Source organism: Chloroflexota bacterium, assembly GCA_026708035.1.
Taxonomy (GTDB): Bacteria; Chloroflexota; UBA11872; order UBA11872; family UBA11872; genus JAJECS01.
Window position 1 is genome coordinate 49115 of record JAPOVQ010000021.1, and the last position, 15227, is coordinate 64341.

Consider the following 15227-nt stretch of genomic DNA (forward strand, 5'->3'; position numbering starts at 1 on the left):
GCCTTCGCCCCTGAATCGACAGGCCTAGCCCGTGTTTGCGCTGTTTCGGCGGCTTCCGTGGATCTACCAGATCGGCCTCATCGTCGTGCTGGTGGCCGCGCTCGTGGTATTGGGATTTCTGGCGCTGCAGCAGTTCCAGGCGGGTGCGGCACCCGAGGAAGAGGAAGTCTCGGCAACCGTCGATGTCGGCGGACTGCCGCAGTTCTTGCCGCCGGAGCAGCCGCAGGGCGTGCACGTCATCGGCGTGGGGGAGTTGGTGCGCACGCCGGACCTGGCCATCGTCGTCTTGGGCGTCGAGGCCAGTGCGGCCACGGCCGCGGATGCGGCGGCCAATGCGGAAGAGGCCGCCGGGGCCGTGGTGGAGGCCGTCAGAGACCTTGACGACCTCGGCCTCAACGACCATGACGTGCAGATCGGCGGCGTCACACTTGCGCCCACCTATCAGGCCGGGGAACGCGCGGGCACGCCGGCCGGCTACACCGCCACAATGACGATCAGGATCCGCGTCGCGAAGCTCGATCGCGCGGCGGAAGTGGTGGACGCGGGATTCGCGGCCGGCGCCGAGGCCTTGCACTCGCTCACCTACGCCCTGGCCGACGAGGGGGCGCACACCGAGGACGCGCTGCGCCTGGCAACCATCGCCGCCGCCAAAAAGGCCCGGGCCATTGCCGAGGCGCTGCAGGGCCGGGTGGCGGGATTGATCAATATTCAAGAAGAGGTCGGTGTATTCCCGGCAATTGCCAAGAAGGTGGACCCGGCGCAGGCGAAGCTCGCCGCCTTCGCGGCTCCTCCAGGCCAGGTGATCATCCGGGCCGTGGTGCGGGCCAACTTCGCCTTCGAGTAGACCGCGCACCGTCCCAACGCCGTTCGCACCGCAGCCATAGCGACCGCACCGTAGCGCTCCCTGGTCCACGGGTTGCGCCGCGCGTCAAACGGCGCATCATGGTCCGGCGCGAGACATCATGCGGACGGTGACGGCCGCTACCCTGCGTCGGATTTTGGGGGTGGGATGAGCATGAGCCGTCGCGGCGCGCCGGGGATCCCCGAGCCCCTGGGGCTGTCGGACCGCGTGGTCACGCTGCGTCGCCGGGCGACGCAACGCCTGCAAGGGGGCAAGCGCGCCCGCGCGCCCGGCACCGCGCGGCCGGGCGTGACCCTGGCCGCGGGCTTTGCGGGCTTGATCACCGTCGGCACCATCTTGCTGATGCTGCCCTTCGCCAGCGAGAGCGGCGGCACCGATTTCATCACGGCGCTCTTCACGGCCACCTCGGCCGTATGCGTGACGGGTTTGACCGTCGTATCCACCGCGGACCATTGGACCGCGTTCGGCGAGGGCGTGATCCTGGCGCTGATCCAGGTCGGTGCGCTCGGATTCGTGACCGGCGCGGTGGTGATCCTGACGCTGGCCGGGCGGCGCACCTCGTCGCGCGAGCATCTCCTCTTCGGCCAGCCATTGGGCCTGGACCAGCCCGGCGGCCTGCTGGGGCTGATCTGGCGCGTGGCCGCGTTGACGCTGTTCGCCGAGGCCGTCGGGTTCGGATTCGTGCTGTGGTACGCGACTGGCGACACGGCCATCGAGAATCCCCTGTGGTGGTCGGCGTTCCACGCGATTTCGGCCTTCACCAATGCCGGGTTCAACGTGGAGCCCGGCACCGCCAGCATGGGCCGGCTGGTGGACGCCACCAACATCCTGGCGACGTTTGGCGTTCTCAGCGTCCTCGGCGGCGTGGGGTTCACGGTGATCTTCGACGGGCTGCGCCGGCGCTCGTGGCGCCGCCTTTCCCTGGAGAGCAAGCTCGTGCTCACCACCATGCTCGTCGTGTCGCTGGTCGGGTTCGTGGTCTTGTGGATTCTCACGCCGACATTTGGCGGCGCGATCGCGGACGACGACCTGGGCGGGCGGACGGTCACGGCCGCCTTTCACACCATCAACCGCACCGCGGGCCTGACGACGGTCGACCTGGGCGCGCTGGGACTGGACGCGTGGACCGCGATCATGCTGCTGATGTTCATCGGCGGGGCCTCGGCGTCGGTGGCCGGCGGCGTCACGCTCAACACGGTCGGCGTGCTGGCCGTGGCCGCCGTCTCCCACATTCGGGGGCACCGCTCACCCACGGCGTTCGGCAGAACCATTGCCACGGTCTCGGTGACCCGAGCGCTCACCGTGGTGCTGCTGTCGGCGATGGCCGTGTTCCTCGCCACGCTGGTGATGAGCGTGGCCGAGCGCGAGTCGGGCCACCCGCTGGGCAACCTCCTCTTCGAGTCGATCTCGGCCTTTGCGGTAGTGGGATACTCCACCGGAATCACGCCCGACCTCTCGGTCGTCTCGAAAACGGTGCTCGTGATCGCCATGTTCGTCGGCCGGCTGGGCGCGCTGACCCTGGCGCAGGCGCTGGTGACGCGCGAGCGGCCCGAGCTGATCCGGTTTCCCGAGGAAACGATCAAAGTTGGCTAGCCACCCGCGAGCGGCATTCGCATGCACATTCTCGTAGCCGGCCTGGGGCGATTCGGCCGCAACCTGGCCATCAACCTGACGCGCCTGGGCCACGACGTGATCGCAATCGACCAGGACCAGGGGGAGGTGCAAGACATCGCCCCGGATATCGAGTCCGCGGTCACCGGCGACGCCACCGACGAGGACGTCCTGCTTGAGATCGGGGCGCCCGACGTGCAGCTGGCGATCGTGGCCATGGCGGAGGTCGAGGCCAGCGTGCTGATCACGACCCACCTCAAGAATCTCAACGTGCCGATGGTGTTCGCCAAGGCGTCGAGCGACGTGCACCGCACCATTCTGGAGCGGGTCGGCGCGGACCGCGTGATTTTCCCCGAGCAGGAGATGGCCGTGCGCCTGGCCCAGTCCGTCGAGGCCCCGCGCGCGATGGACTATTTCGAGCTGCTGCCGCACCTGGGCATCGCCCAGATTCCGGCCGCGGCCTTCGCCGGCCGCACGCTGGCCAGCATGGACCTGCGCGGGCGGTACAACGCCGCCGTGCTGGCGATCAAGCGCGGCAACGAGCTGGTGGTGATGCCGGAGCTGACCGACCGGGTACAGGACGACGACGTGCTCGTGGTGGTGGGTCGCGACGATCAACTCGCACAGATCGTGGACGCCAGCGCCGGCGACGACTAGGTCTTCCGGCCTGTGGATAGTCCGTGGAGAGCCCTGGACGGGCTATACCGCGCCTAGTCGCGCGGGCGGGCGCGGCTTCGAGTCCGAAGCGAGCGTCCCGGGGATCGCTTGCCTGAAACTCCCAGTCTGCTGTTCATTCGCACCTATCCACAGGGTGAATCGAGCGCGAATCGCCTACCACATGTTGGCTGCAAAAACAAAGCGCCCCAAGATGTTGTGCACTATTGGCCGAAGGCTGTAGCATACGCCCTACCGAGTCGCATCTTGCGGCCGGCGCGGGGGGCAGTCGCGCCGTAGGCGTAGAGAAAGGCGTAGGTGCTCGTCTCGGGCATGCAGCCGGGACGTCGGGGCAACCATGATTCAGATCATCGGGGAGATGCACAAAACTCGCGACGGGCGATCCTTCTTCATCGATTACGCCGAGTTCATTCCGGAGGCCGGGGCCTATGACCTGGTGCTCTTCGGGCTGCGGCGGGATGAGCAGGATTTCTCGATGACGGTGGCATTTCCCGAAGAATCGATGAGCGCGTGGGGCGCGCGCGACTTCCTCGTGCGCGAGGGACTGGCGCACGTCCGCGCCCAACTGGACCACGGGGTCGAAGAGGACGGCTCGTTGATCGAGGCGCCCTCCGCGGCCAGCGGACCGACGTACCGGATTTCCATGCCGCGACGCCCGCACCGGGCGTAGTTCGTCATTCGGTAAGGGCGCTGCGGAGGCAGCGCCTTTGTTGTCCACAATGAAGTACAAGGAAGCGAGCGTCGCTTCCGCTGGAGCAGGGTCTCCGGTCGAACGGGGGAGAGGGAAAGGATGCTAGAGACAAGGGCTACCGCTGCGACCACGCCGCAGAGCGCCGCGGCCTGGCCGGCCTTGTCCGACAACGCCCTTGCGGTGCTGAAAAAGCGCTATTTCCTGAAGGATCGCGTGGACCATCCCATCGAAGACGTCGACCAGTTTTTCGAGCGCGTGACGCGCGGCGTGATCGACATCGAGCGCGAGCGGGACTGGGTGGACGACGCCGGCCATCGCGAGCTCTTCGACGACATGTACGGGCTGCTGCGCGGGCTGCGGTTCGTGCCCAACAGCCCCTGCCTGATGAACGCGGGCAAGCCCGGCGGCTACGCCCAGCTCGCGGCGTGCTTCGTGCTGCCGATCGACGACGACCTGCGCAGCATCAAGACCACGGACATGAACGCCGCAATCATTCACCAGACGGGCGGCGGCACGGGCTTCAACTTCTCGCGCATCCGGCCGCGTGGCGACTTCGTGCGCAGCTCGGGTGGCGTGGCCAGCGGGCCGGTGAGCTTCATGTCCATGATCGACTACTCCTGCGGCGAGATTAAGCAGGGGGGCACGCGCCGGGGCGCCAACATGGGCATCCTCAACGTCGATCACCCCGACATCGAAGACTTCATTCGCTGCAAGACCAGCGACGGGCGGATTGCGAACTTCAACATTTCGGTTGGCGTGACCGACGCCTTCATGTCGGCGGTGGAAGCCGGCGGGGACTACGACCTGGTGAATCCGCGCACGGGCGCGACCCACGTGGACCCGGCCACTGAGACTCCCGCCCGCGCCAGCGCACCGGACATCTGGGAAAAGCTGGTGGACGGCGCCTGGCTGAACGGCGAACCCGGCATGATCTTCCTGGACCGGCTGGAGCGCACCAATCCCACGCCGTCGGTCGCGCGGCAGGACACCACGAATCCCTGCGGCGAGCAGCCGCTGCTGCCCTATGAGGCGTGCGTGCTCGGCAGCCTGAATCTCTCCAAGCACCTGACCGCCGACGGCGCCGCGATCGACTGGAGCGCGCTGCGCCGCGACGTGCGGCTGGCCATTCGCTTCCTGGACGACATGGTCGAGGCCTCGAACTTCCCGCTGGAGGACATCGACGCCATCGTCAAGCACGGCAACCGCCGCGTGGGCCTGGGAATCATGGGCTGGGCGGACATTCTGTTCACCCTGGGCATCGCCTACGACAGCCCCGAAGCGGAGGAGCTGGGCGAGCGGGTGATGCAGTGCATCAACGACGAAGGCCGGCGCGCCTCCGAGGCGCTGGCCGAAGCGCGCGGCGCGTTCCCGAACTTCGAGGGCTCGCTCTGGGACTCCCAGGGCCACGCCCCGCGCCGCAACGCCACCGTCACGACCATCGCGCCGACAGGCACCATCAGCATGATCGCGGACTGCTCCAGCGGCATCGAGCCGCTCTTCGCGCTGATCTTCTGGAAGAACGTGATGCGCGACGGCGACGACAACGCGGCCACCTCGCTGCGCTACGTCAACCCGCAGTTCGAGCAGTACGCCCGCGCGCGCGGGTTCTACAGCGACGCGCTGCTGGACGCCATCACCGACAACCACGGCAGCTTGCGCATCACCGAGCACACGCCGGACTCGGCGCGGCAGGCGCTGGAAACGGTCCCGGACGAGGCCCGCCAAATCTTCGTGACGGCGCACGACGTGACGCCGGATTGGCACATCCGGGTGCAGGCGGCGTTCCAGCGCCACACCGAGAACGCCGTGTCCAAGACCATCAACTTCCCGTACGAGGCGACGCGGGAGGACGTGGAGCGCGGCTATCGCCTCGCCTACACGCTGGGATGCAAGGGCGTGACGGTCTATCGCGACGGCAGCCGCGACTTGCAGGTGCTGACCACGAGCGACTCGGGCGATAAGACCCGGCGGGACGAGACCCCGGCCGAGGAGGCTCCGGCAGTCGTCGAGGCTGCCACGAACGGCCATGCCGCCGCGCCGGCCGAGGTAGCCAACGGGCATCCCGCGCCCGCACCGGCGCCAACGCCGCCGGCCGCCGCTCCCGAGCCGCTGCCGATGGTTGCGGCGCAGGAACGCGAGCGCCCGGATCAGATTCGCGGCACCACGACGCGCATCCGCACCGGGTGCGGACCGCTGTTCGTCACGGTGAACGACGACGAACGCGGGTCCCCGTTCGAGCTATTCGCCACGTTGGGCAAGGCTGGCGGGTGCGCGGCGGCGCAGACCGAGGCCATTGGGCGGCTCGTCTCGCTGGCGTTGCGCTCGGGCGCGCCGGTGGACGTCGTCCACAGCCACCTGCGCGGCATCACCTGCCACCGGCCGACCGGATTCGGGCCGACCCGTGTCCTGTCGTGCGGCGATGCGATCGCGCAAGTCGTCGCGCTGCGCATGAGCTCGCAGCCCGAGGGCTACGTGCCGATGGTCGACCTGCAGGGCGAAGGCACCTACGCCCCGCCGAGTGTGACGCTGGAGGGCGACCGGTCGGAGCACGTGCCGGTCGCCGCCGCCGCGCCGGCTCCGCAAGCGAGCGCGGCCTCCATGGGACACGCCGAGGCGCAGCCGACGATGTCGGCGGCGGCGGGGATGTCCTTCGCCGGCGCCTGCCCCTCCTGCGGCAGCAGCCACCTGGTGTCGGCGGAGGGATGCCTCAAGTGCATCTCATGCGGCTACAGCGACTGCGGCTGACCTCCGAGACGGGCCGCCGGACGGGAGCGTAATCGATGAATGACGCCCCACAAGGCCAGCTCGTCAATCGGATGATCCGCGCGGCGCGGCTCGACCGTGAGCTCTACGCCGAGGTGACGGCAGACACGACGGCCACGCAGCAGGCCACGTTCGCGGTGATCATTGCCGCCCTCGCGGCGGCTATCGGGGCCTTCATCGGCTTTCAGGTTGAGCCGCCGGATCCGGGAACATTTGCCACCGGAGACCAAGAGGCTGACGACGCGAACTTCGTCTGGCTCATCTTCACCCCGATTCTGAGCGTCATCGCCTGGCTCGCCTGGGCCGGGGTCGCGTGGTTCGCCGGAACGCGGCTGATCTCCACAGACGCGCAAGACGTAGGGTTCCTGCAGGTGGCGCGCGCACTAGGATTCGCACAAGCGCCGGGCGTGCTGAACGTCGCAACATTCATCCCGGGCCTTGGAGTCATCGTGCAGATCGGCGTATGGCTCTGGGCGCTGGCCACGAGCTTCTTCGCCATCCGCGAGTCGATGCGCTTGGCGAATGGTCAGGCTATCGCAACCATGATCCTCGGCTTCATTCCGGCCTTCATCATCGGTGTCGTGATTGGGAGCGTCTTGCTCGCGGGAGCGTACGCCGGGGCGGCAACCTAGCTCCCGGCGTCGACGCCGTCACTCAGGCGCCGGCCGGTGGCTCCGCCGCCAGCACCTCCGCCGACACGGTCGCGGCGAACGGCTGGAAGGCCTCGCGCATGCGTTTCGCCAACTGCACGGCCTGCGCGTCGTAGCGCGCCGGGTCGGCCCATTGGCCGCGTGAGTCGAGCAGGTCGCCGGGCACGTCGGGGCACGTCGCGGGCACGCGCAGTCCAAAGACCGGCTCGACGGCATCCGGCACGCCGTCCAGGGCGCCGCTGAGCGCGGCGCGGATCATGGCCCGGGTGTGCGGCAACTGCACGCGGTCGCTCTCACCGGCGGGGCCGCCCAGCCAGCCGGTGTTGACCAGCCACACCTGCGGCCGGTGCTGCTCGAGCCGCTGGCCCAGCATCGCGGCGTAGGTCGGCGGCGGCAGCGGCAAGAACGGCGCGCCGAAGCAGGCGCTGAAGGTCGCCTGCGGATCGGTGACCCCGCGCTCGGTGCCGGCCACGCGCGCGGTGTAGCCAAGCAGGAAGTGATACATCGCCTGCTCGGTAGTCAAGCGTGAAATCGGCGGCAGGACGCCGAACGCGTCGGCCGCCAGCAGCACGATATTGCGGGGATGTCCGGCCATGCCGCCGGGCACCACGTTCTGCAAGTGCGAGATCGGATAGGCCCCGCGCGTGTTCTCGGTGATCTCGTCCGAGTCGAGGTCGAGCCGGCGCGTTTCGGGGTCCAGGGGAAGATTCTCCAGCACCGTGCCGAAGCGCCGCGTGGTCTGGTAAATCTCCGGCTCGTTTTCGGCGGACAGGCGAATGGTCTTGGCGTAGCAGCCGCCCTCGAAATTGAAGATCCCCGTGTCGCTCCAGCCGTGCTCGTCGTCGCCGATCATCGGCCGCTCGGGGTCGGTGGAAAGCGTGGTCTTGCCCGTGCCGGAGAGTCCGAAGAACAGCGCCACGTCGCCCTCGGCGCCAACGTTGGCCGAGCAATGCATCGACAACACGCCGCGCTGCGGCAGCAGGTAGTTGAGGATGGTGAAGATGGATTTCTTCATCTCCCCGCCGTAGGCCGTGCCGCCGATGATGATGACTCGCTCGGCGAAGTTGACCACGATGAACGTGCCCGAGTTGGTGCCATCCTCGTCCGGGTCGGCCTGAAAGCCGGGCATGTCGATGACGGTGAACTCCGGCTCGTGGCCGGCGAGCTCGTCGGCGGTGGGCACGATGAACAGGTTGCGCGCAAAGAGGTTGTGCCAGGCCAGCTCGTTGATCACCCGCACCGAGAGCCGGTAGCGGGGATCGGCGCCGGCGAAGCAGTTCTGGACGTAGAGGTTCCGTCCCTGCATGTAGGCGCGGAGACGCCCGAAGAGTCCATCGAAGCGCTCGGGCTCGAAAGGCTTGTTGTGATTGCCCCACCACACGGCGTTCGCGCGCTCGGCGTCGCGCACCACCAACTTGTCGTTTGGCGACCGTCCGGTGTGGGGAACGGTTCGCACGACCAATGGGCCCAGATGCGCGACTTCGCCTTCGCCGGCGCGCACGGCGTGCTCGTAGAGCTTGCTCGTGGGGAGATCCCAAAAGACCTGTCCGTGATTCTTGATCCCGAGCGAGGCCAGGGATCCCGCTCGAGGGTCGTCGCCTGCATCCGACACGAATCGGCCTCCTGAGTTTGGTGGCGGGCGCCTGATCGGGCCCTGCGGCCGTGCGCCAAAACCGGACGAAGCTGTCGCCCGGCGCACCGATGGTACAGATTCGCGCCGCGCAGCGATGGTTGCCGGTGGATGAGACGCTGGCGACAATGCGGGGCGGCGCGTTCAACGGGAGCCCGTGCATGCCGATTCCACTGAGTCAGGTCGACGGGATGCCCGTGTCCTCCTCCTACTTTCCGCGTCCACCCGCCCGCTATCGGGGCATGCGCGCGCAGACGGTGCTGTTCCGCGCCGACCCGAACCGCGTGGCCAATCTGCTGCCCGAGTGCCTGACGCCGGCGCCTGACGGCGAATGCGCCGCCATCGGCGTGGACGCCCCGTGGTCGAGTCACTACGGCGCGTTTCAGGGCATCGTCGTGGCGGCTGGATGCCAGTTCGAAGGGCGCGCGGGCTACTACGTCGTCGTGCAGTACCTGAACTCTCGCGGCAGCATCCCGGCGGGCCGCGAGATCTGGGGCACGCCCAAGGTCTGGGCCGACATGCGCGTGGAGCAAGTGGAACGGGTGATGGCCACCACCGCCTCGGTTGGCGGCGTGGAGGTTGCCGCCGTGCGCTCGACGGCGCACCTGGCATGTGATCCGGCCGACTTGCCCGACCTGACGCCGATGTGGCGCCTCAAGGTGATTCCCCGCGCCGACGGCGACGGGCTGGACGTATTGCAGCTCGTATCCGGCGGCCGGCAGGCCGCCGACACGGTGGTCCACGTCAGCCGCGCGGGCGACGGGGTCGTCGAGTTCCGCCCGTCGCCGGTATTCGACGTGACGGCGCTCGAGCCGCGCGAGTTCACCGGCGCCTTCTACGTCGAGTCCGACTTCACCGAGGATTTCGGGGTCATCGATCGGGACTTTCTGAAGGAGCCCTGGGAGGGTTAGGCGGCGGGGGCAGGCCCCGACGCCAGCCATTCACCCCTTCGTCATTCCCGCCTTCGGAGACCCTTGAGTAGCTCCGCCGTCACTCCGGCGAACGCCGGAATCCGGTCCGGTCGAACCGAGAGCCCGCGCCCCCGCTAGGCCGGCTGCGTCTGTTTCAGCCAGTGATTCGCGATGGCGGCTTCCGCGATCTGGATCGAGTTTGTCGCCGCGCCCTTGCGCAGGTTGTCGGACACCACCCAGAACACCAGGCCGTTCGGATGCGACATGTCCTGGCGAATCCGGCCCACCCACGTCGTGTCGTTGCCCGCCGCGTCCGACGGCATGGGGTACTGGTCGGCCGCCAGATCGTCGACGACCTGGACTCCGGGCACGTCTTCCAGCATCGCGCGCGCCTCGTCGGCGTCGAACGGCTCGCTGAACTCGGCGTGGACGGCCGCCGCATGGGCCCGGAACACCGGCACGCGCACGCAGGTGGCCGACACGGCCAGATCGGGAATGTGCATGATCTTGCGCGACTCGGCCCAGACCTTCCACTCCTCCTTGGAGTAGCCGTCGTCGCGCGGCGAGTCGATGGACGGAATCAGGTTGGAGGCGATCAGGTGCGGGAATACATCCGGGTCGACCGCCGGCGTCTCGCCGCGGGCCTGAGCGGACGTCTGCTCGGCCAGCTCTTCCATGGCCCGCCCGCCGGCGCCCGAGACCGACTGGTAGGTGTCGGCGATGATGCGCCGCAGCGGGTTCACCGCGTGCAGCGGCGCCAGCACCTGCACGATCGGCGTCGTGGAGCAGTTGGGAATGGCCACGATGCCCTGGTGCCAGGCGATGTCCTCCGCGTTGACCTCCGGCACCACCAGCGGCACCGCGTCGTCGTAGCGAAACGCCGAGCTGTCGTCGATGGCCAGCGCGCCGGACTCTGCCACGCGCGGGGCCTCGGCGCGGCTGATGTCGCCCGACGCCGATATGAGCACGAAGTCGAGACCCTCGTACACCGCGTCCTCGAGCGCCTCGACGGTGTACGGCTTGCCGTTGAACTCGATCTGCCGCCCGCGGCTGCGCGGGCTGGCCCACAGCCGCAGCTCGCGCACCGGGAACTGGCGCTCTTCCATCACCTGCAAGAACTCGCGGCCCACGGCGCCCGTGGCGCCGATCACTCCCACCGCATATCCCGCTGACATTAGGCTTCTCCCTCGGAGCTTGTGAGCAAGTGCTCCAGGCCGATCACCAGGCCGCTTAACCCGCGCACCTGTCGAACGGCCAGCAATACGCCGGGCATGAACGACTCCCGGCTCGTCGAGTCATGGCGGATCGTGAGCGTCTGCCCCTCCCCGCCGAATATCACTTCCTGATGCGCCACCAGGCCCGGCAGTCGCACGCTGTGCACTCGCACGCCGCCGCGCACGCCGCCGCGGACGCCCTCCAGCGTGAAGGCCTCGGTGGCGGCGTCCTGGGCGGGATGCCCGCCGCGCGCGCGCACGATCAGCTCCGCCGTGCGCGCCGCCGTTCCCGAGGGCGCGTCGCGCTTCCGGTCGTGGTGCAGCTCGATCACCTCGACGCTGTCCAGGTGTGGGGCCGCCATCGCGGCCATCTGCATCATCAGCACGGCGCCGATGGCGAAGTTGGGCGCAATGAACGCCCCCATGCCCGTGGCGTCCGCGCGTTCGCGAATGGCCGCCACTTGGTCGTGCGACATCCCGGTCGTGCCGATCACCGGCGACACGCCGGCGTCCAGCGCCTCCAGCGCATGGTCCGCCGCCGCCTCGGCAACCGAGAAGTCCACCACGACCTCGGGCGATGCCGCCTCAACGGCCTTGCCGAACTCCGTGAAGAACGGCGCGCTCCCAGGCGACGGCACCCGGTTGATCCGGGCGACAAGCTCCAGGTCGTCGGCGCCCTCCACGGCCGCCACGACCGCTTGGCCCATTTGGCCGCTGGAACCAAGCACGGCTACTCGAAACATGTTTCCGCCCTAGTCGAACCTGCGACCGCCGCGCTGGGGGCGGCGCGGACGACCGCCGCCGCGTCCGCCCGGCCCGTTGCGGCGACCGCCGCCGCGCGGCCCATCGCGTCCCGGCCGCGGCGGCGCCGTGGCCAGCGTCTCGGCGGGTGTCAGGTCTTGCAGCACCGCGCGCCGCGACAGGTTGATGCGGCCCAGGTGATCGACCTCAACCACCATCACCATGATGTCGTCCCCTTCGGACACGACGTCATTGACCGAGCCCACCGGCTCCTCGGCCAGCTCATTGATCGGAACCAAGCCTTCCTTGCCGGGCACGATCTCGACAAACGCGCCAAAGTTCATGATACGCGTCACCTTGCCCAGAACCGTGCGGCCAATCTCGACCTCGCCCGTCAGGTCCTTGATCATCTGGACGGCGCGGTCGGTACCCTCGCGGGTGGCCCCGCCGACGGTCACCGTGCCGTCCTCCTCGATGTCGATGCTGGCCCCGGTCTCGGCCTCCAGGCGGCGGATCATCTTTCCGCCCGGCCCGATCACCGCGCCGATGCTGTCCGGCGGGATCGAGATCTGCGTGATCTTGGGCGCGAACTCGCCCACGTCGTCGCGCGGTTCGGCAATGCTCACCCGCATCACATCCAGGATTTGCAGCCGCGCCTCGCGGGCCCGCTGCACCGCCGCCTCGATCATCTCGGGGGTCAGATGCTTGACCTTGATGTCGACCTGGACCGCCGTGACGCCCTCGGCCGTGCCCGCCACCTTGAAGTCCATGTCGCCGAAGTGATCCTCGGCGCCCTGGATGTCGGTGAGGGCCACGAACTTGCCGTCGTCGCCGACGATAAGGCCGATCGAGATCCCCGCGACCGGGGCCTTGAGCGGCACGCCGGCATCCATCAGGCTCAGCGTGCTGCCGCAGGTCGACGCCATCGAGGTCGACCCGTTGGACGACAGCACCTCCGACACCACGCGGATGGTGTAAGGGAAGTCTTTCAGGTCAGGCAGCACCGGCGCGATGGCGCGCTCGGCCAGCGCGCCGTGGCCAACCTCGCGGCGCTTCGGCGATCCCAGCCGTCCGGTTTCGCCGCTGGCATACGGCGGCATGTTGTAGTGGTGGATGTAGCGCTTGGGCTGGGCCATGGCTTCCAGGTCCGTGAGCCCGATGCGCTGCACGTCGCGCGGCGTGCCGAGCGTGGTCACCGCCAGCACCTGGGTCTCGCCGCGCTGAAACAGGCCGGTGCCGTGAATGCGCGGCAGCACGCCCACCCGCGCCGAGAGCTTGCGCAGCGCGGATTCGTCGCGTCCGTCCGGGCGAATCCCCTCATTGAGGATCAGCGCGCGCACCGCCTCTGCCTCCACGTCGTGCAAGGCGTCGTCGATCCTCGCGGCATCGTGGTCGTCGCCAAGCTCGGTCTCGGCGTCCGCGGCGACCGCCCCGAGCAGCGCCTTGCGCTCCGCGCGATCCATCACCCGCGCCGCGTCCTGAATCCTGGACCCGTAGCGCTCGCTGACCGCTTCGATCAGCTCGTCGGCGGGCTTGATGATGTCCACGTCACGCGCCGGCTTGCCGGCCAGGTCCTTCAGTTGCAGCTGGATGTCGACCAGGCCCTGGAGCTGCTCTTGGCCCCAGTTGATCGCGCGCACCACGGTGTCGTCGGGCACCACCTGGGCCCCGGCCTCGAGCATCACCACGCCGTCGCGCGTGCCGGCCACGACCAGGTCGAGCTCCGGCTCACCGCCCTCGGGGTCGATGGGCGCGTTGGCCACCAGCTCGTCACCGTCCAGACCTACCCGCAGGGCGCCCACGGGTCCTTCGTAAGGCAGCCCGGTGAGCATCAACGCGGCCGAGGCGGCCACGATGCCCATCACGTCGGGCTCGTTCTCCCCGTCGTGCGTCAGCAGCGTCAGGACGATCTGCGTGTCATTGCGCATCCCATCGGGGAACAGCGGCCGAATGCAGCGGTCCGCGAGGCGGCCGGCAAGGATTCCCGACAGCGGCGGACGGCCCTCGCGGCGCAGCACGCTGCCGGGAATGCGGCCGATCGAATAGGCCCGCTCCTCGAACTCGACTTGGAGCGGAAAGAAATCCAGCCCCTGGCGGGGGCTGGAGCAGACCACCGTCGCCAGCAGCGTCGTGTCGCCGTAGCGCGCCACGACCGCGCCGTCCGCCTGACCGGCCAACTCGCCGGTCTCCAGGCTGAAGGTTCGCCCTCCCAGCTCGGTTTCAACTCTGTGCATATCGCACGTCTCCCGGGCGGGCCGGCGGAACAAGCGAAGAAAGGAGGGGGCAACCGGAGTTGCCGGCTCGTTTCTTAGCTCGTCCGCGAAATTCGACCCGCCGAACTATGCCGAAGCGAAATAGTTGAGGCCCGTCGGTGCAGCTTCGGCGATGAACCGGGGGCCAAGGACCATGAGAAAGGGATTTCCGGAGCGGCGCGCCGTCGGCAACTCGAGCCGGCGACTATTGGCGCACCCGCAAACCAAGGGTGGTGATCACCTCGCGATAAGTCTCGGGCTGTGTGCGCCGCAGGTATTTCAGCAAGCGGCTCCGCCGCCCGACCATGCGCAGCAGACCGTAGCGCGTGTGCTTGTCGCCGCGGTGCTGCTTCAGGTGCTCGGTGAGCTCCTCGATCCGCGCGCTCAGCCCGGCAATCTGCACCGGCGCCGAGCCCGTGTCGTCGCTGTGCAGGCGCAACGCGTCGACCTGCTCGCGTTTGGGCGAAACGAAACCCACGGTGGCTCCAGAAAAATCGCGGGCGTCCACTAGGGGCACCCGCATTGGGTATCGGGACGGAAAGTGATCCGCCCATCACTCGCCGCAGTGTACCGCACGATCAACTCCCGAAACGAGACGGCAGCGGGCGTCATTGAGTCCGTCACTCCCGCGAAGAGCCTGCCCCGTACTCAATGCCGGGCGGGAATCCATCCCCCTGGGTCAACCGTGGAGTCTCGGGCGCCCGTCGCTGCCGGGTAGCCATACGGCGCTCCGATGTCAAAGTCGCCCACACCAAGTCGCCCACGTCACCGAGCCTCCGTACTCGTCAGTCCTCGTATCAGGCGCCGTACTGCCTAGAATGCACCGGCTCCCGGTGGGCCCCTCGGTGGTGAGCCGGGAGCGCGGACACGGAGGGCGCGGCATTGAGCATTGCTCAGGCGGTGATGCTCTGCCTTCTGGACGCCGCCGGCTCGGCCACGGCTCTCCGCTCGGTTGCGGTGAAGCTGGTTCGCTAGGATGCAGCCTTCCGAGCTCCCACCGAGTTTCGTCCATGGCTCGCGCAGATAGCCCCGAGGCGTTCCCCGGCACTGACGGCTGCGGCTCTTCGCGCACCGCGCGCAGGCTTGCGCAAGCACGGCGAAGACTTCAGGTCTTCACCATGCTGCTGTTGCTCCCCTGGTTGGCCCTGCTGGGATGGTTGACGAGTGTCGGATGGTTCATCACCGACGACGCCTTCATCAGCTTTCGCTATGTCCGCAACCTCCTCG

Annotated in this window: 13 protein-coding genes; 8 read left to right on the plus strand and 5 right to left on the minus strand. The window is 68.5% G+C overall.

All coding sequences use genetic code 11. From position 1 onward, the window contains the following. Window positions 1-31 precede the first annotated feature (31 nt). The 6 genes from OXG33_09410 (at window position 32) to OXG33_09435 (ending at window position 7234) form a co-directional block, all read left to right on the plus strand. A complete protein-coding gene (locus OXG33_09410) occupies window positions 32-844 on the plus strand; it encodes an SIMPL domain-containing protein (protein ID MCY4114136.1) in 813 nt (270 codons plus the stop codon). A gap of 171 nt (window positions 845-1015) precedes the next feature. Next, window positions 1016-2455, plus strand: a complete 1440-nt coding sequence (locus OXG33_09415; GenBank protein MCY4114137.1) for a Trk family potassium uptake protein — start codon at window positions 1016-1018, stop codon at window positions 2453-2455. A gap of 21 nt (window positions 2456-2476) precedes the next feature. Next, window positions 2477-3130 carry a TrkA family potassium uptake protein gene (locus OXG33_09420; GenBank protein ID MCY4114138.1) on the plus strand — a complete coding sequence of 218 codons (654 nt, stop codon included), beginning with the start codon at window positions 2477-2479 and terminating at the stop codon, window positions 3128-3130. Window positions 3131-3485: 355 nt separating this feature from the next. Beyond that, entirely contained in the window at window positions 3486-3818 is a 333-nt protein-coding gene (locus OXG33_09425; GenBank protein MCY4114139.1) for a hypothetical protein, read from the plus strand. Between the two features lie 120 nt (window positions 3819-3938). Continuing rightward, window positions 3939-6584, plus strand: coding sequence for a vitamin B12-dependent ribonucleotide reductase (locus tag OXG33_09430; protein ID MCY4114140.1), 2646 nt, complete (start codon window positions 3939-3941; stop codon window positions 6582-6584). A 35-nt stretch (window positions 6585-6619) separates the two neighbouring features. After that, window positions 6620-7234, plus strand: coding sequence for a YIP1 family protein (locus tag OXG33_09435; GenBank protein ID MCY4114141.1), 615 nt, complete (start codon window positions 6620-6622; stop codon window positions 7232-7234). 22 nt (window positions 7235-7256) lie between these two features. Here OXG33_09435 and pckA read toward each other — a convergent pair whose 3' ends face one another. Further along, entirely contained in the window at window positions 7257-8864 is a 1608-nt protein-coding gene (gene pckA, locus OXG33_09440) for a phosphoenolpyruvate carboxykinase (ATP) (GenBank protein MCY4114142.1), read from the minus strand. A 179-nt stretch (window positions 8865-9043) separates the two neighbouring features. Here pckA and OXG33_09445 point away from each other — a divergent pair, with 179 nt between their 5' ends. Continuing rightward, window positions 9044-9793 (plus strand): acetoacetate decarboxylase family protein, encoded by a 750-nt coding sequence (locus OXG33_09445; GenBank protein MCY4114143.1) that lies wholly within the window; start codon window positions 9044-9046, stop codon window positions 9791-9793. Between the two features lie 134 nt (window positions 9794-9927). Here the strand turns inward: OXG33_09445 and OXG33_09450 are convergent, their stop codons facing one another. From OXG33_09450 to rpsO, 4 genes are all read right to left on the minus strand, one after another. Continuing rightward, window positions 9928-10968, minus strand: a complete 1041-nt coding sequence (locus OXG33_09450; GenBank protein ID MCY4114144.1) for an aspartate-semialdehyde dehydrogenase — start codon at window positions 10966-10968, stop codon at window positions 9928-9930. Next, on the minus strand, window positions 10968-11750 hold the full coding sequence (gene dapB, locus OXG33_09455) for a 4-hydroxy-tetrahydrodipicolinate reductase (GenBank protein MCY4114145.1): 783 nt from the start codon (window positions 11748-11750) through the stop codon (window positions 10968-10970). The genes OXG33_09450 and dapB overlap by 1 nt, the downstream gene beginning before the upstream one ends. Window positions 11751-11759: 9 nt before the next feature. Further along, the gene (locus tag OXG33_09460) at window positions 11760-13982 is read right to left on the minus strand and encodes a polyribonucleotide nucleotidyltransferase (protein ID MCY4114146.1); all 2223 of its coding nucleotides are present in this window, start codon (window positions 13980-13982) and stop codon (window positions 11760-11762) included. A 223-nt stretch (window positions 13983-14205) separates the two neighbouring features. After that, window positions 14206-14523: a 30S ribosomal protein S15 gene (gene rpsO / locus OXG33_09465; GenBank protein MCY4114147.1), complete on the minus strand. Its 318-nt coding sequence runs from the start codon at window positions 14521-14523 to the stop codon at window positions 14206-14208. Window positions 14524-15010: 487 nt separating this feature from the next. Here rpsO and OXG33_09470 point away from each other — a divergent pair. Then, a partial coding sequence (locus OXG33_09470) for a hypothetical protein (GenBank protein ID MCY4114148.1) occupies window positions 15011-15227 on the plus strand: 217 nt, incomplete at its 3' end.